At 71.1% G+C, this 15236-nt stretch carries 16 protein-coding genes; 10 read left to right on the forward strand and 6 right to left on the reverse strand.

Annotated features, from left to right (window positions below):
* On the reverse strand, positions 1-1202 hold a 1202-nt coding region (locus tag ACIY1X_RS17630; protein ID WP_399682921.1), incomplete at its 3' end, for an AMP-binding protein.
* Positions 1203-1323: 121 nt separating this feature from the next.
* On the opposite strand from ACIY1X_RS17630, the gene ACIY1X_RS17635 reads away from it, so the two are divergent.
* The 7 genes from ACIY1X_RS17635 (at position 1324) to fahA (ending at position 7704) form a co-directional block, all read left to right on the forward strand.
* Positions 1324-2064, forward strand: coding sequence for a TetR family transcriptional regulator (locus tag ACIY1X_RS17635; protein WP_399682923.1), 741 nt, complete (start codon positions 1324-1326; stop codon positions 2062-2064).
* Positions 2061-3005, forward strand: coding sequence for an ABC transporter substrate-binding protein (locus ACIY1X_RS17640; protein WP_399682957.1), 945 nt, complete (start codon positions 2061-2063; stop codon positions 3003-3005). Before ACIY1X_RS17635 ends, ACIY1X_RS17640 begins: the two co-directional genes overlap by 4 nt.
* 16 nt (positions 3006-3021) lie before the next feature.
* The gene (locus tag ACIY1X_RS17645; RefSeq protein ID WP_399682926.1) at positions 3022-3858 is read left to right on the forward strand and encodes an ABC transporter ATP-binding protein; all 837 of its coding nucleotides are present in this window, start codon (positions 3022-3024) and stop codon (positions 3856-3858) included.
* Positions 3859-4045: 187 nt separating this feature from the next.
* Positions 4046-4765 carry an ABC transporter permease gene (locus tag ACIY1X_RS17650; protein ID WP_399682928.1) on the forward strand — a complete coding sequence of 240 codons (720 nt, stop codon included), beginning with the start codon at positions 4046-4048 and terminating at the stop codon, positions 4763-4765.
* Positions 4762-5538: an ABC transporter permease gene (locus tag ACIY1X_RS17655; RefSeq protein ID WP_399682930.1), complete on the forward strand. Its 777-nt coding sequence runs from the start codon at positions 4762-4764 to the stop codon at positions 5536-5538. The genes ACIY1X_RS17650 and ACIY1X_RS17655 overlap by 4 nt, the downstream gene beginning before the upstream one ends.
* A 28-nt stretch (positions 5539-5566) precedes the next feature.
* A complete protein-coding gene (locus ACIY1X_RS17660; RefSeq protein WP_399682933.1) occupies positions 5567-6376 on the forward strand; it encodes a cyclase family protein in 810 nt (269 codons plus the stop codon).
* Positions 6373-7704 (forward strand): fumarylacetoacetase, encoded by a 1332-nt coding sequence (fahA, locus tag ACIY1X_RS17665; protein ID WP_399682936.1) that lies wholly within the window; start codon positions 6373-6375, stop codon positions 7702-7704. The genes ACIY1X_RS17660 and fahA overlap by 4 nt, the downstream gene beginning before the upstream one ends.
* Here the strand turns inward: fahA and ACIY1X_RS17670 are convergent.
* Positions 7701-8465 carry an SDR family oxidoreductase gene (locus ACIY1X_RS17670; RefSeq protein ID WP_399682938.1) on the reverse strand — a complete coding sequence of 255 codons (765 nt, stop codon included), beginning with the start codon at positions 8463-8465 and terminating at the stop codon, positions 7701-7703. The two genes, fahA and ACIY1X_RS17670, sit on opposite strands and share 4 nt — an antisense overlap.
* 99 nt (positions 8466-8564) lie before the next feature.
* Here ACIY1X_RS17670 and ACIY1X_RS17675 point away from each other — a divergent pair, with 99 nt between their 5' ends.
* A complete protein-coding gene (locus tag ACIY1X_RS17675) occupies positions 8565-9461 on the forward strand; it encodes an AraC family transcriptional regulator (RefSeq protein WP_399682940.1) in 897 nt (298 codons plus the stop codon).
* 4 nt (positions 9462-9465) lie between these two features.
* Here the strand turns inward: ACIY1X_RS17675 and ACIY1X_RS17680 are convergent, their stop codons facing one another.
* Positions 9466-9906, reverse strand: a complete 441-nt coding sequence (locus ACIY1X_RS17680; RefSeq protein ID WP_399682943.1) for a MaoC family dehydratase — start codon at positions 9904-9906, stop codon at positions 9466-9468.
* Between the two features lie 86 nt (positions 9907-9992).
* Here ACIY1X_RS17680 and ACIY1X_RS17685 point away from each other — a divergent pair, with 86 nt between their 5' ends.
* The gene (locus tag ACIY1X_RS17685) at positions 9993-10628 is read left to right on the forward strand and encodes a nucleotidyltransferase domain-containing protein (RefSeq protein ID WP_399682945.1); all 636 of its coding nucleotides are present in this window, start codon (positions 9993-9995) and stop codon (positions 10626-10628) included.
* Entirely contained in the window at positions 10612-11034 is a 423-nt protein-coding gene (locus ACIY1X_RS17690) for a hypothetical protein (RefSeq protein ID WP_399682947.1), read from the forward strand. The genes ACIY1X_RS17685 and ACIY1X_RS17690 overlap by 17 nt, the downstream gene beginning before the upstream one ends.
* Before the next feature lie 42 nt (positions 11035-11076).
* Here ACIY1X_RS17690 and boxA read toward each other — a convergent pair whose 3' ends face one another.
* From boxA to boxC, 3 genes are all read right to left on the reverse strand, one after another.
* The gene (boxA, locus tag ACIY1X_RS17695) at positions 11077-12357 is read right to left on the reverse strand and encodes a benzoyl-CoA 2,3-epoxidase subunit BoxA (RefSeq protein WP_399682950.1); all 1281 of its coding nucleotides are present in this window, start codon (positions 12355-12357) and stop codon (positions 11077-11079) included.
* Between the two features lie 73 nt (positions 12358-12430).
* A complete protein-coding gene (gene boxB / locus ACIY1X_RS17700) occupies positions 12431-13858 on the reverse strand; it encodes a benzoyl-CoA 2,3-epoxidase subunit BoxB (protein ID WP_399682953.1) in 1428 nt (475 codons plus the stop codon).
* Positions 13859-13880: 22 nt separating this feature from the next.
* Positions 13881-15236: 2,3-epoxybenzoyl-CoA dihydrolase (boxC, locus tag ACIY1X_RS17705; protein ID WP_399682956.1), on the reverse strand; the 1356-nt coding region annotated here is incomplete at its 5' end.

The following is a 15236-nucleotide window of genomic DNA, read 5'->3' on the forward strand; positions in this document are numbered from 1 at the left end:
GCCAGCGGCGAGCCGGTGCTGCCCAGCACGCGCACCTGCGACAGCTCGCCGCATTCGCGCGCCTGCACGCCGGCCTTCATGCAGTTGGTGAAGTAGGCCGCACCGGCCCCGAAGAAGGTGACGCGGTGGCGCGCGACGAAGCGCCACAGCACCGACCAGTCGGGCTGCTCCTTGCTGTGCGCAGGGTGGCCGTCGTAGATGACGCAGGTGGTGCCCGAGACCAGCCCCGCGAGCTGCGCGTTCCACATCACCCAGCCGGTGGAGCTGTACCAGTGGAAGCGCTCGCCGAGGCTGTTGGGTGCGTAGCTCGCCCCCGTGTCGTAGTGCAGTTGCGAGACCGCCATCGACAGCAGGATGCCGCCCTGCCCGTGCACGATGGGCTTGGGCAGGCCGGTGGTGCCGCTGGAGTAGACGATCCACACCGGGTGGTCGAAGGGCAGCCACTCGGGCTGGAAAGCGGCCACCTCGGCATCGTCGCGCGCGGTGGCGGCATGCCAGTCGATGTCGTGCGGCACCTCGGCCGCTGCATACGGCGTCTTGAGCAGCAGCAGCTTCTCCACCGTCGGCAGCTGCGCGCGCAGCTCCTGCAGCACGGCGCTGCGGTCGATGGCCTTCTGCCCGTAGTGCACGCCGTCGGCCGCGACCAGCACCTTGGGCTCGATCTGCCGGAAGCGGTCGGCCACGGCGGCGGTGCCCATGTCGGGCGCGCACACGCTCCACACCGCGCCGATGCTGGAGCAGGCCAGGAAGGCGACCATCGTCTCCGGGATGTTGGGCAGGTAGGCCGCCACGCGGTCGCCGCGCTGCACGCCCATGCCCTTGAGCGTGAGCGCGACGGAGGCGACCTGCCGCCTCAGCTCGGGCCACGACAGCTCGCGCACCTCGCCGCGCTCGTTCTCGCTGATGACGGCGGGCAGCCCGGCCGCGTGCGCCTTGTCGACGTGCTTGAACACCTCGTGCGCGTAGTTGACCTGCGCGCCCGGGAACCACACCGCGCCGGGCATGCGGCGCTCGGCCAGCACCGCCGTGTGCGGCGTGGGCGACTGGATGCCTGCGTAGTCCCACAGGCTCTGCCAGAAGGCGTCGAGGTCGGTCACCGACCACTGCCACAGGGCGTCGTAGCTGTCGAAGGCGAGGCCGCGCGCGTCGCGCAGCCAGTTCTGGAAGAGGCGGATCTGGGGGACGTAGGCAGGAGCGGTCATGGCGCCAGGGTAGTGCGGCGCAGCAGGGCGCTCAATGCGGATTCCCCCGGGCACCGTCATCTGCGCGACTTCGGGTTTGCACGCGTGTACAAGTCTTTTGTACAGACGTTCAATATGCGCCATGAACGCCCGGCCGCCCACCGTGCCACGCCCCGCGCGCCGCGCCCGCGCCGTCTCGGCCGAGCCGCGCCCGGACCGCCGCCAGGCCATCCTGCTGGCGGCCGAGAAGCTGTTCGCCCGCCACGGCTACCACGCGGTGAGCATCCGCCAGATCGCCGACGAGGCCGGCGTGCCGCTGGCGCTGGTGGGCTACTACTTCGGACCCAAGAACGAGCTGTTCGAAGCCATCTTCGCGCACTGGAACCACACGATCGAGGAGCGCCTGGCCGCGCTGGCCGCGGTGCACATCGACCCGGCCGACGCGCGCACATTGCCGCGCATCATCGACGCCTTCACCGCGCCGGTGCTGGCCCTGCGCGCCAGCAGCGAGGGCGAGTACTACGCGCTGCTGGTGGCGCGCGAGCTGTACCACGCGACGCCCGAGGCCGACCAGGTGCTGCGCCGCTACTTCGACCCGCTGGCCACCGCCTTCATCGACGCGCTGCACCGCGCCCTGCCGCACGCCACGCGCGGGCAGGTGGCGTGGGGCTACCAGTTCGCGCTCGGCGCGCTGCTGCACCACCTGACCGACACGCGGGTGGAGCGCCTCTCGGGCGGCGAGGACCACGCCGCCGACCCGGCCGCCGGCGCGCTGCTGGTGAACTTCATCGTCGGCGGCCTGCGCGCCGCGCTGCCGCGGCCGCGCGCCGGCCGTTCCGCCGCCACGCCCCCCAAGAAGACCATCCCACGGAGACAAGCCTGATGAAACGACGCACCGCCCTCACCGCGCTCGGCGCGGCCTCGCTCGCCGCCGCCCTGCCCGCCCGCGCACAGGGCACGACGAAGATCGTGTTCGGCTACACCGCGGTGACCGACTTCGCCTCGGTCTTCGTGGCCAGGGAAGAGGGCTATTTCACCAAGCGCGGGCTCGACGTGGAGCCGAAGTTCATCCCGCTGAACTCCACCATCCCGGCGGCGCTGCAGTCCGATTCGCTCACCATCGGCGGGCCGACGCCCTCCGTGTTCCTGCAGGCGGTCGACGGCGGTCTCGACCTGGTGCTGGTGGCCGGCGGCGGCCTCACCTCCAAGACCATCACCGGCTTCGGCCTGGTGGCGCGCGCCGGCTCGGGCATCAAGACCGCGCAGGACTGCGTCGGCAAGAAGATCGGCGTGCCGGGCCTGGGCGCCTTCCTGCACGTGACCTTCCGCGCCTGGCTGAAGGACCAGGGCGTGGACTACCGCAAGGTCAACTTCGTGGAAGCCGCCTTCCCGCAGCATGCGGACCTGCTGCGCGGCGGCTCGGTCGACGCGGTGGTGTCGGCCGACCCCTTCATGAGCCGCATCACCGAATCCGGCGCGGGCTACGTCGCCAGCTACTACTCGACCTTCCTGCCCGAAGGCAACCAGACCATCGTGCACGCCGCGCGGCGCGACTGGGCCGAGAAGCACCCGCAGGCCGTGCGCGCCTTCCGCGAATCGCTGGTGGAGGCGGCCGCCTTCATGCAACAGCCGAAGAACGACGCGAAGGTGCGCGCCATCATCGGCAAGTACATCAAGCTGCCGCCGGACGTGCTGGCCAAGGTGCAGATCTCACCGCCCGGCCCGGTGGTGACGGACAGGCAACTGGCCTACTGGGTCGGGCTGATGAAGGACCAGGAGATGCTGAAGTCCGCGCCCGACGTCGCCCGCCTGATCGCCCGCTGAAGCACGCCGGCCGACCATGGGTGCCTCCGACTTCGTGACGGCCCGCGCCGGGACCGCGGCCGCGCCTTCCGGCAGCGCCGACGCGCCGCTGCTGCGCTTCGATGCGGTGAACATCCGCCTGGGCGGGCGCGAGATCCTCTCGCCCACCAGCTTCGACGTGGCGCGCGGCGAGTTCGTGTGCATCGTCGGCGCCAGCGGCTGCGGCAAGACCACGCTGCTGCGCGCCGCCAGCGCGCTGGTCGTGCCCAGCGGCGGGCGCGTGCTGCGCCACGGCGTGCCGGTGACCGCGCCCTCGCGCGAGATCGCCTTCGTGTTCCAGGACTACGGCCGCGCGCTGCTGCCCTGGCGCACGGTGGAAGGCAACGTGCGCCTGGCGCTGGAGGCCGCGCACGTGCCGGCCGCCGAGCACGCGGCGCGCGCGGCCGAGGTGCTGGCGAAGGTGGGCCTCGCCGCGCACGCGGCCAGGTTCCCGCTGCAGCTCTCGGGCGGCATGCAGCAGCGCGTGCAGATCGCCCGCTGCCTGGCGCAGCGACCCGAGCTGATGCTGATGGACGAGCCGTTCGGCGCGCTGGACGCCCTCACGCGCCAGGGCCTGCAGGACGAGCTGGCGCGCCTGGTGCGCGAGGACGGCCTGACGGTGATCTTCGTGACGCACGACCTGGAGGAAGCCATCTACCTGGGCGACCGCGTGATCGCGCTGCAGGCCAACCCCGGCCCGGGCCGGCCGAGCCTGGCAAGGATGATCGAGGTGACGATCCCGCGGCCGCGCGACCAGCTCACCACGCGCGAGCATCCCGAGTTCCTGCGCCTGCGGCGCGAACTCTTCGCCTTCATCGAGCAGGGCCATGCCTGATACGGCACCGCGTTCCGCCCCACCCACCGTTCACGCTGAGCCTGTCGAAGCGCCGCGCGAGGCTTCGATCCTTCGACAGGCTCAGGACAGGCCAAGCTCAGCCCGAACGGCTCCTGGTTCATCGAGCGCGAATCCGCATGGGTGGCGCGGCCTCCTCGCGCGCCTGCGGCCGTGGGTGGTGCCCGCCGTGCTGCTGCTCGCCTTCGAGCTGTACGCGCGGCGCGCCGCGGCGCTGGGCAGCGACGCGCTGGCGCCGGTGAGCGCGGCGGTGAAGGCCTTCGCCGGCGCCGCGGTGGACGGCTCGCTGTGGCAGGCCACGGCCTTCACGCTCGGCACCGCGGCGCTGGGCTTGCTGGTGGGCGGCGCGCTGGCGCTGGCCGGCGGCATCGCGCTGGGCCTGTCGCCGCGCGCGGCGCGCATGGGCTTCATGACCACCGAGCTGCTGCGCACGGTGCCCTCGGTGGCGCTGATCCCGCTGGCGATGCTGATGTTCGGCTTCGGCGTGCGCATGGAGCTGGCGATCGTCGCCTTCGCCACCTTCTGGCCGCTGCTGCTGCTGGTGCAGGCGGCGGTGCGGCAGGTGGAGCCGCGCCTGCTGGAAGTCAGCCACGTGCTCGGCCTCTCGGTGCACGAGCGGGCGCTCAAGATCGTGCTGCCGGCCATCGCGGCGCGCCTGTTCGTCGCGCTGCGCCTGGGTGTGGCGGTGGCGCTGGTGGTGGCGGTGACGGTGGAGATCGCCGCCAACCCGCACGGCATGGGCTACGCCATGATGATCGCGCAGCAGAGCTTCGACCCGGCGCTGATGCTGGCCTGGCTGGGCTGGATCGGCGTGGTGGGCTATGCGGTCAACGCCGGCATGCTGCGGATGCAGCAGCGCGTCGCCCGGCGCATGGGGGCCGCGGCATGAAGGCCCCGGCGCGCGGCGGCTGGCTCGGCTCGGCGCTGGTGCTGGCGGCGCTGGTGGCGCTGTGGTGGGTGGCCAGCAATGGCGGCTGGGTCAGCCGCGTCTTCCTGCCCACGCCGCAGGCCACCTGGGCCAGCCTGGCCGAAGGCTTCAACTTCACCGGCAGCGGCCACGGCGAGCTGGCCGCATGGACGCGCGACACGGTCGCCCGCATGCTGCAGGGCTGGCTGCTGGCCTCGCTGCTGGGCGTGGCGCTGGGCGTGCTGGTCGGCGCCTCGGCCGCGGCGCGCGCCTGGCTGCAGCCGATGCTGGAGTTCATCCGCCCGCTGCCGGCCTCGGCCGTGCTGCCGCTGGCGATCTCGATCTTCGGGCTGAGCCCGCGCATGGTGCTGGCGGTGGTGGCCTTCGGCGCGATGTGGCCGGTGCTGCTGGCCACGGTGCACGGGCTGGCGACGGTGGACGCGCGGCTGGCGGAAGCCGCGCGCTGCCTGCAGTTGTCGCGCGCCGCCTTCATTTTCAAGATCGGCCTGCCGCATGCGCTGCCCGACATCCTGGCCGGCGCGCGGCTGGCGCTGACCATCGCCCTCATCGTCGCCGTGGTGGGCGAGATGATCGCCTCGCAGGGCGGGCTGGGCCAGGCCATCCTGCTGGCGGCGCGGGCCTTCCGCGCCAGCGATCTGTTCGCCGGCATCGTGCTGCTGGGACTGATCGGCTTCGCCAGCAACGCGCTGCTGGCCCTGGCCGAGCAACGGCTGCTGCGCTGGCAGCGGCCCTGACACCGAACCCACGAAAGAGAGAAGCGCCATGCCCCGCAAGTTTGTCGACCTGTCCATCTTCCTCGAGAACGATGTGATGAGCGATCCACCCGCCTTCGCGCCCAAGATCCAGTACTTCACGCACGAGCACACCTTCGAGCAGATCGAGCCCTTCTTCCCCGGGCTGAAGAAGGAGGACCTGCCCGACGGCGAGGGCTGGGCGGTGGAGCTGGTGCAGCTCTCGACCCACAACGGCACGCACCTGGACGCGCCCTACCACTTCCACTCCACCATGGACAAGGCGCTGGGCCGGAAGAAGCCCGCCATCGCCATCCACGACGTGCCGCTGGAATGGTGCTTCCAGCCCGGCGTGAAGCTGGACTTCCGCCACTTCGCCGACGGGTATGTCGTCACCGCCGCCGACGTGGAGGCGGAGCTGGCGCGCATCGGCCACGAACTCAAGCCGCTGGAGATCGTGGTGGTCAACACCCGCGCCGGTTCGCGCTACGGCCATGACGACTACGTGAGCGCCGGCTGCGGCATGGGCTACGAGGCCACCATGTACCTGCTGGAGCGCGGCGTGCGCCTGACGGGCACCGACGCCTGGAGCTGGGACGCGCCCTTCGTGCACACCGCGAAGAAGTACGGCGAGACGCACGACGCCTCGCTGATCTGGGAAGGCCACAAGGCCGGGCGCGACATCGGCTACTGCCACATCGAGAAGCTGCACAACCTGGAGGCGCTGCCGCCTCATGGGTTCTTCATCAGCTGCTTCCCGCACAAGATCCGCGGCGCCTCGGCCGGCTGGACGCGGGCGGTGGCGATCTTCGACGATGCCTTGATGGGAACGGCAGCATGAGCATGGCACTGAACCATACGCACGACCCCGCCGCGCGCAGTTGGGTGGACAACGCCAACGCGGAAGGCAGCGACTTTCCGATCCAGAACCTGCCCTTCTCGGTGTTCCGGTGCAAGGGCTCGCAGGAGGCCTTCCGCGGCGGCGTCGCCATCGGCGACCAGGTGCTGGACCTGGGCGCGCTGGCCGGCGCGGGCCTGCTCGACGGCTCGGCGCAGCAGGCTGCGCAGGCAGCGGCGCAGCCCGAACTCAATGCCCTCTTCGCGCTCGGCGCCGGTGCCTGGCGCGCGCTGCGGCACGGCGTGTTCGCGCTGCTGAAGGAAGACGCCGCGCAGGCCGACACCGTGCGCGCCTGCCTGGTGCCGCAGGCCGAGGTCGAACATGCCCTGCCCGCGCGCGTGGGCGACTACACCGACTTCTACACCTCGCTCGACCACGCGCTGAACATCACGCGGCTGATGATCCCCGACGGGGACGTGACGCCCAACTTCCGCTGGCTGCCGATCGCGTACCACGGCCGCGCCTCCACCCTGGGTGTGAGCGGCCAACGCTTTCGCCGCCCGATGGGCCAGGCGCTGCCGCCCGGCGGCCGCACGCCGGTCCACCAGCCCTGCGCCAAGCTCGACTACGAGCTGGAGCTGGCCATCTGGATCGGCACCGGCAACGCCGCCGGCGAGCCGATCCCGCTGGCGCGCGCCGAGGAGCACATCTTCGGCATCGGCCTGCTCAACGACTGGTCGGCGCGCGACATCCAGATGTGGGAGATGGCGCCGCTGGGCCCCTTCCTGGCGAAGAACTTCGCCACCACCGTCTCGCCGTGGATCGTGACCATGGAGGCGCTGGTGCCCTACCGTACACCCTTCCCGCGCCCCGCCGGCGACCCGCAGCCGCTGGCCTATCTCGACGACGCGGCGCAGCGCGCCGCCGGCGGCATCGACATCCGGCTGGAGGTGTGGCTGGAGAGCGAGCAGGCGCGGCGCGGCGCGAAGGGCCCGACGCGCCTGTCGGCCACGAGCTTCCGCCACCAGTACTGGACGCCGGCGCAGATGGTGGCGCACCACACCGTCGGCGGCTGCGCGCTGCAGCCCGGCGACCTGTTCGGCAGCGGCACCGTCTCCGGCCCCGGCGCGGGCGAGGCCGGCGCCATCATCGAACTGGCGCGCGGCGGCCAGGCGCCGGTGGCGCTGTCCACCGGAGAACAGCGCGCCTTCCTCGAAGACGGCGACGCGGTGATCCTGCGCGGCTGGTGCGAGAAGCCGGGGCACGCACGCATCGGATTCGGCGAGAGTCGCGGGCAGGTGCTGCCGACGATCGCCGCGCCGGCACGCTAGCCCTCGGCGCCCGCCGCCGCATGGCGCTGCGCCAGCGCCACGGCATCGGCCCCGGCGGGAAAGCGCAACTGCCCGGCCGTGTCGTTCACGGCCCGCCAGACGCCCTCGGCCACGTCGGCCTCGGTCGTCACGGCGGCCGCCTGCGTGAAGCCGGCGAAGACCGATTGCGCGAAGGGCCCGTAGGCCTCGGGGATCAGCCCTTCCATGCGCGAGGCGCCGTTGTGGGCGAAGCGCGTGGTGGGGCCATAGCCCGGCTCCACGAGCCTGACGCGGATGCCGAAGCCCGCCAGTTCGTGCGCCAGCGAGCCGGTGAAGCCTTCGATGGCCGTCTTGCTCGCGGTGTAGGCCGCCACCAGCGGCATCGGCGCCAGCGTGGCGCTGGAGGTGACGTTCACCACCACGCCCGAGCGCCGCGCGCGGAACTGCGGCAGCACGGCCTGCGTCATCGCCATGACGCCGAAGGTGTTGGTCTCGAACACGTCGCGCACCGTCGCCATCGGCGTCGCCTCGAAGGCGCCGAAGAGGCCGATGCCGGCGTTGTTGACGAGCGCGTCGATCGGCCCGCTGGCCTCCAGTGCGGCCGCGATGCTCTCGGGCCGGGTCACGTCGAGCGGCAGCACGCGCAGGCGCGGCGAGGCGGGCAGCAGGTCCTGGCGCGGCGCGCGCATGGTGGCGACCACTTGCCAGCCCTGGCCGAGAAAGCGGCGGGCGGTCTCCAGGCCATAGCCCGAGGAGCAGCCGGTGATGAGGACGGTCTTCATGTGCTTCATGGAAGGTTGGTTTCGATGAAGCAACGATAGGCCTTGGTCTTCGGACTTTCTACAATGAAGCGTCCACATTTGATTTGCCATCGTCCAGACATGAGCGACCCGCTGTCGGAGATCGTCACCCTCCTCAAGCCGCGCGCCGTGTTCGCCAAGGGCATCAGCGGCGCCGGCCGCTGGGGCGTGCGGTACGCCGAGTTCGCGCAGCCGAGCTTCTGCGCAGTGCTCGAAGGCCGCTGCCTGCTGGCCGTCGAGGGCCAGCAGGCCTGCACCCTGGAGGCAGGCGACTTCGTCTTCCTGCCGGCCACGCCCGGCTTCACGCTGTCGGGCTTCGAGGCGGTCACGCCCCTGCGCATCGACCCGAAGGCGAGCGCCTCGCCGGCCGGCGAGGTCCGCCACGGCAGGCGCGGCGGGCGGCCCGACGTGCGTCTGCTCGGAGGCTACTTCCTCTTCGATTCGCCCGACACGGCGCTGCTGGTGGCGCTGCTGCCGGTGCTGGTGCACGTGCGCGGCGTCGGGCGGCTCTCGACGCTGGTGCGGCTGGTCGGCGACGAGTCGCGCCAGCGGCGGGCCGGCCGCGAACTGGTCCTCACGCGGCTGGTGGAGGTGCTGCTCATCGAGGCGCTGCGCGCCGCGCCCGCCGCGGACGCCCCTCCCGGGCTGTTGCGCGGCCTCGCCGACACGAGGCTGTCGGCCGCGCTGCGGCACATGCACGCCGACCCCGGCCGGCCCTGGACCGTGGCGCAGCTCGCGAAGAAGGCGGCACTCTCGCGCTCTGCCTTCTTCGAGCGGTTCACGCACGCGGTGGGGCTGCCGCCGATGGAATACCTGCTCGCGTGGCGCATGGCGGTCGCCAAGGACCTGCTGCGGCGCGGCGAGGCGGGCATCACGGCCGTCGCGGAGCGGGTCGGCTACGGCTCGGCGAGCACCTTCAGCACGGCCTTCCGCCGCCACGTGGGCGAACCGCCGGGGCGCTACGCGCGCCAGACGTGAATCGTCAGGGCGCCGCCAGCCGGAACAGGCTGGTCACCTCCGTGTCCAGCACCTCGGCCCCATGCTGGTTGAACAGCCGCCAGCGCCAGCGCAGGATGCCCAGGGTCGGCTTGCTCTCGGAGCGGCGCGCCTCGATCACCTCGGCGCGCAGGCGCAGCAGGTCGCCGGGCCGCACCGGGTTGGGCCAGCGCACGTACTGCAGGCCGGGCGAGGCGAAGGACTCGGAGCCCTCCAGCGCCGCCTGCACCACCAGCCGCATGGCGATGGCGCAGGTGTGCCAGCCGCTGGCGATCAAGCCGCCGAAGATGCCCTCGGCGGCGGCCGCGGCCTCGGTGTGGAACCACTGCGGGTCCCACTGGCGCGCGAAGCCGGTCAGCTCGTCCTCGGTGACCTGATGGGGGCCGGCCTCGATGACCTGGCCGGCGAAGAAATCGGCAAAACGCATGGGATGTCAGCTTAATGTCGGAGGATGGCGACGATTCAACCCAGAATGGGCATCTATCAACCCATTCTGGGCATAATGTGCCTGCCATGGAAACAGACCTGTCCTCGTCTTCGAAGGCGCCGCCGCCGGCAAGCGGCATGAGCCTGGCGGATGCCTTGTTCACCGGCACCCAGCAGCGCGTCCTGGCCGTTCTGTTCGGACAGCCGCAGCGCGCCTTCTACGCCAGCGAGATCATCGCCCTGGCCCGCAGCGGCTCGGGCGCGGTGCAGCGCGAACTGGCACGCCTGGCGCAGAGCGGACTGGTCACCGTGCAGCAGTCCGGCCGGCAGAAGTACTACCAGGCCAATCCGCAAGCGCCGATCTACGAGGAACTGCACGGCATCGTGCAGAAGACGGTGGGCCTGGCCGGGCCCTTGCGCGCGGCGCTCGCTCCGCTGGCCGGCCGGATCCATGCGGCGTTCGTCTTCGGGTCCGTGGCGAAGCGGCAGGACACCGCCAGCAGCGACGTGGACTTGATGGTGGTCAGCGACGAACTGAGCTACGCCGATCTGTTCGGCGCGCTGGAGTCCGTGGGCCGGCAACTGGGCCGCCCCGTGAACCCGACGATCTACACGCGCGAGGAACTGGCGCGTCGCGTCGCGCGCCAGGACGCATTCGCCACCCGCGTCCTGCAGCAGCCGAAGATCTGGTTGATGGGAGACGAGCATGCCTTCAGCGTTTGAGAACCTGTGCGGCCCCGGCAAGCCGCTGCGGGCAGAGCCGCCCGATGCGGCGGAGTTCGGGGGCCTGCTGCGTTCCGGGAAAGCCCGGCTGGCCGATGCCGGCACCCGCACCCTGTCGCTCGAAAGCCGCTTCGACCTGGCCTACAACGCCGTCCATGCGCTGAGCCTCGCCGCCCTGCGCTGGCACGGGTACCGCTCGGGCAACCGCTACATCGTTTTCCAGATGCTGCCGCACACGGTCGGACTCGGACCCGAGGTGTGGCGCGTGCTGTCCAAGTGCCACGACATCCGCAACCTCGGCGAATACGAAGGCGACCTGAACATCGACGAGCGCATCGTGGCCGACCTGCTGACGGCCTGCCGGGCCGTCGCGGCCAGGGTGGAAGCGCTCGCGCCTCCCGAATAGCAGCGCTTCCATGGACGCGCAGGTTCGGGCGCGGTTGCCGGGTCAGTACGTCTCCAGGTGCAGCCGCCCTTCCTGCTTGAGCTGCGCGGCCACGCTCTCCCAGTGCAGCCCGGCGTCGTTGGCGACGTCGCGCAGCGCCAGCACCACGCCTTCCTCCATGCTCTTGAGGCCGCACACGTAGAAGTGGCTGGCGCCATCCTGCAGCAGCGCCACCAGGTCGGCGGCGCGCTCGCGCAGGCGGTCCTGCACGTACTTCTTCGGTTGGCCGGGCATGCGCGAGAAGGCGAAGTTGATGTCGATGAAGTCCTTGGGCAGCGACTGCAGCGGGCCGAAGTAGGGCAGCTCCTGCGGGGTGCGGGCGCCGAAGAAGAGCATCAGCTTGCCGCCCTCGAACTTGCCGCTCTTGCGCAGGCGGCGGCGCCACTCGGTCATGGCCCGCATCGGCGCGCTGCCGGTGCCGGTGCAGATCATCACGATGTGCGACTTCGGGTGGTTGGGCATCAGGAAGCTGCTGCCGAAAGGCCCGACGACCTTGACCTCGTCGCCCACCTTCAGGTCGCACACGTAGTTGGAGCAGATGCCGCGCACCGGCTGGCCCTGGTGGTCCTCGGTGACGCGCTTCACGGTGAGCGACAGGTTGTTGTAGCCCGGCCGCTCGCCGTTGCGCGCGCTGGCCACCGAGTACTGGCGCGGCTGGTGCGGCCGGCCCAGCGCGTCCAGGCCCGGCGGGATGATGCCGATGGACTGGCCCTCCAGCACCGGGAAGGGCATGGCGCCGAAGTCGAGCACCACGTGGTGCGTCTCGCTGTCGAAGCCGGCCTCGGTGCAGTTGAAGTTGCCGGTGACGGTGGCGACGACCGGACTCTTGGGCGCGTGCAGGTTGGTGTACGGATGCGCGGCCGACCACGGCGGGCGCGTGGCGCCGTAGCTGGCGGAGTTGAAGGGCGCGGTGCCGGGCTCGGCCTCGGCGGGCTGCGGCTCGGGCATGGGCGGCGCGGCGGCGGCCACCTCGTCGGCGGCGACGCCCTCGGCGGCCAGCTGGTCGGGCGTCAGCTCGGCCGGCAGCTCGTCCCAGGTGAGCTGCTCCTCGATGCTGTAGGCGCGGACCACCGGCATCGTGCGCCAGTTGTCGATCGAGCCGGTCGGGCAGGGCGAGATGCAGGCCATGCAGCTGTTGCACACATCGGCCCGCACCACGTAGTTGCGGTCGTCGTGGGTGATCGCGCCGACCGGGCAGGTGGCCTCGCAGGTGTTGCAGCGGATGCAGATCTCGGGGTCGATCAGGTGCTGCCTGATCACCGCCGCGTCGACAGCCATGTCCATCGTGTCTCTCCTTGTGGTGCGGCGCGCGCCCCTCCTTCTTCGTGCAGGTGGGGCGGCGGCGCGTCAGCCGACCTTAGCCGAAACGGACATATTCGAAGTCCACCGGCTGGCGGTTGATGCCCATGACGGGCGGCGCGATCCAGTTGGCGAACTTGCCGGGCTCGACCACGCGGCCCATCAGCGAGGCGACGAAGGCGCGGTCCTCGTCGGTGGGGAGCCACTCCTTCTTCTTCGCGTCCCACTCGGCCTGGCTGACCACGCGGCCGTCGGGCGACATGCGGATGCCGGCCAGCGCGCCGATGGCGCGGTTGAATGCCTTGTGCGGCACCTGCAGGCGGAAGGGGATGCCGGCCTTCTCGATCACCTTGTTCCAGCGGCCGACGCCGGCCACCGAGTCCTTGATGAAGTCGTCGCGCAGCACCTCGTTCAGCGCGTTGAGCATCGGCACTTCCTTCTCGACGAGCTGACCGTTCTGCACTTCGAGCACCTTGTAGGTCTGGCCCTTGAGCACGTGGTCGTCGGTGCGCTTGCCTTCCTCGTAGCGGCCCTTCAGGCCCGAGCTGTAGAAGGTGGCGGCGTTGCTCGACTGGTCGGCGCCGAAGAGGTCGATGGTCACCGAGTAGTGAAAGTTCAGGTAGCGCTGGATGGTCTCCAGGTCGATCGCGCCGGCCTCGCGCACCTTCTTCGGGTCGTCGGTCTTCAGCTCGTTCATCACCTGGCAGGTGCGCTGCACCACGCGGCTGACGCCGGACTCGCCCACGAACATGTGGTGCGCCTCCTCGGTCAGCATGAACTTCGTCGTGCGCGCCAGCGGGTCGAAGGCGCTCTCGGCCAGCGCGGAGAGCTGGAACTTGCCGTCGCGGTCGGTGAAGTAGGTGAACATGAAGAAGCTCAGCCAGTCCGGCGTCTTCTCGTTGAAGGCGCCCAGGATGCGCGGGTTGTTTTCGTCGCCGCTCTGGCGCTCCAGCAGGGCCTCGGCCTCCTCGCGGCCGTCGCGGCCGAAGTGCTTGTGCAGCAGGTAGACCATCGCCCACAGGTGGCGGCCTTCCTCCACGTTGACCTGGAACAGGTTGCGCAGGTCGTACTGGCTGGGCGCCGTCAGGCCCAGGTGGCGCTGCTGCTCGACCGAGGCGGGCTCGGTGTCGCCCTGCGTGACGATGATGCGGCGCAGGTTGGCGCGGTGCTCGCCGGGCACGTCCTGCCAGGCCTTCTCGCCCATGTGGTCGCCGAAGTGGATCTTGCGCTCCGCGTCGCCCGGGTTCAGGAAGATGCCCCAGCGGTAGTCGCGCATCTTCACGTGGCCGAACTGGGCCCAGCCGTTCGGGTCCACGCTCACCGCGGTGCGCAGATAGACGTCGTAGTTGGTGGAACCCTCGGGGCCGACGTCGTCCCACCAGTTGATGAAGTTCGGCTGCCAGCCCTCGAGCGCGCGCTGCAGCGTGCGGTCTTCCGAGAGGTTGACGTTGTTGGGGATCTTCTCGCTGTAGTTGATGCTGCTCATGGGGACTCTCCTCTCGGTTCGGTCAAACGCGGTTCATGTCGAAGCCGGCCTTCTCGCCGGTGCCGTAGACCTTCAGCGCACCCTTCTCGCCGACGGCGTTGGGGCGCTGGAAGATCCAGTTCTGCCACGCGGTGAGGCGGCCGAACACGCGGGTGAGCATGTTCTCCTTGCTGGCGAAGCGCAGGTTGGCCTCCATGCCGGTGAGGGCGTCGGGCGACATGGCGGCGCGCTCCTCGATGGCGATGCGCAGCTCGTCGGCCCAGTCGATGTCGTCGGGCGCGGCCGTCACCAGGCCCAGCTTCACGGCCTCGTCGGCATCGATCTCGCGGCCGGCGGCGGCGCGCGCGGCCTCCAGCGGCGCGGCTTCCTCGTAGAAGCGGCGCTGCAGGCGGCTCTGGTCGTTGACCAGCGGCAGCAGGCCGAAGTTGAACTCGTCCAGCACGATGCGCGGCGCCTTCTCGGGCGCGTCGGGCAGGGCCAGCATGTAGGCGCGGTCGGCGGCGAAGGCCAGCTCGGCGAACATGCCGGCGAAGCAGGAGCCCTCGTCGATCAGCGCGAACAGGCTGCGCGAGGAGACGTCCAGCCGCGCGAAGGTGCGGCGCAACAGGCCGAGGGTCTCGCGCACCAGCCAGTGGTCCTGGTTCGCCAGCATCAGCGCATCGGCGGCCAGCACGGCCCGCGCGTCGCCCTCGGTGCGCAGCAGCCAGGTGCCGATGTCCAGCTCGTTGGTGCGCAGGTGCAGGATGGCGTCGTCCAGCTCGCGGCCCAGGGCCAGCGGCCACCAGGCGGCGCCGGCGGCCTCGATGCCGGCCGCGTCCGCGGGCTGCGCGCCGGTGGGCGCCTTCAGGGTCAGGGTGGCGGTGCGCTTGGCGCGGTCCACCTCGATGCGAACGTTGGCGTACTCGATGGTGTCGCCGTTCTCCTGGCGCTCCACGCGCGTCAGCGCCACGCCCTTGGCGTCGGCGGGCCGGTCGCTGGCCTGGGCCAGCTCGGCGGCGCGCTCCTGCACGGCGGCGGCGAACTGCGCGGGCTTGATGGCCTGGTCCACCAGGCGCCACTCGACGGCGCGCTGGCCGCGCACGCCCTCGACGCTGGTGCAGAAGATGTCGGCGAGGTCGTGGCGCACGTGGCGCTTGTCGGTCACGCGGGTCAGGCCGCCGGTGCCGGGCAACACGCCCAGCAGCGGCACCTCGGGCAGGCTGACGGAGGAGGAGCGGTCGTCCACCAGCAGGATCTCGTCGCAGGCCAGGGCCAGCTCGTAGCCGCCGCCGGCGCAGGCGCCGTTGACGGCGGCGATGAACTTCAGGCCGGAGTGCTTCGACGAGTCCTCGATGCCGTTGCGCGTCTCGTTGGTGAACTTGCAGAAGTTCACCTTCCA

Source organism: Xenophilus sp. (genome assembly GCF_044462705.1).
Lineage (GTDB): Bacteria > Pseudomonadota > Gammaproteobacteria > Burkholderiales > Burkholderiaceae_C > Xenophilus > Xenophilus azovorans.

Excerpts from the sequence above, each read along its gene's own strand:
- ACIY1X_RS17635 (WP_399682923.1), top strand. The coding sequence starts at position 1,324 with ATGAACGCCCGGCCGCCCACCGTGCCACGCCCCGCGCGCCGCGCCCGC.
- ACIY1X_RS17645 (WP_399682926.1), top strand. The coding sequence starts at position 3,022 with ATGGGTGCCTCCGACTTCGTGACGGCCCGCGCCGGGACCGCGGCCGCG.
- ACIY1X_RS17655 (WP_399682930.1), top strand. The coding sequence starts at position 4,762 with ATGAAGGCCCCGGCGCGCGGCGGCTGGCTCGGCTCGGCGCTGGTGCTG.
- ACIY1X_RS17660 (WP_399682933.1), top strand. The coding sequence starts at position 5,567 with ATGCCCCGCAAGTTTGTCGACCTGTCCATCTTCCTCGAGAACGATGTG.
- fahA (WP_399682936.1), top strand. The coding sequence starts at position 6,373 with ATGAGCATGGCACTGAACCATACGCACGACCCCGCCGCGCGCAGTTGG.
- ACIY1X_RS17670 (WP_399682938.1), bottom strand. The coding sequence starts at position 8,465 with ATGAAGACCGTCCTCATCACCGGCTGCTCCTCGGGCTATGGCCTGGAG.
- ACIY1X_RS17675 (WP_399682940.1), top strand. The coding sequence starts at position 8,565 with ATGAGCGACCCGCTGTCGGAGATCGTCACCCTCCTCAAGCCGCGCGCC.
- ACIY1X_RS17680 (WP_399682943.1), bottom strand. The coding sequence starts at position 9,906 with ATGCGTTTTGCCGATTTCTTCGCCGGCCAGGTCATCGAGGCCGGCCCC.
- ACIY1X_RS17685 (WP_399682945.1), top strand. The coding sequence starts at position 9,993 with ATGGAAACAGACCTGTCCTCGTCTTCGAAGGCGCCGCCGCCGGCAAGC.
- ACIY1X_RS17690 (WP_399682947.1), top strand. The coding sequence starts at position 10,612 with ATGCCTTCAGCGTTTGAGAACCTGTGCGGCCCCGGCAAGCCGCTGCGG.
- boxA (WP_399682950.1), bottom strand. The coding sequence starts at position 12,357 with ATGGACATGGCTGTCGACGCGGCGGTGATCAGGCAGCACCTGATCGAC.
- boxB (WP_399682953.1), bottom strand. The coding sequence starts at position 13,858 with ATGAGCAGCATCAACTACAGCGAGAAGATCCCCAACAACGTCAACCTC.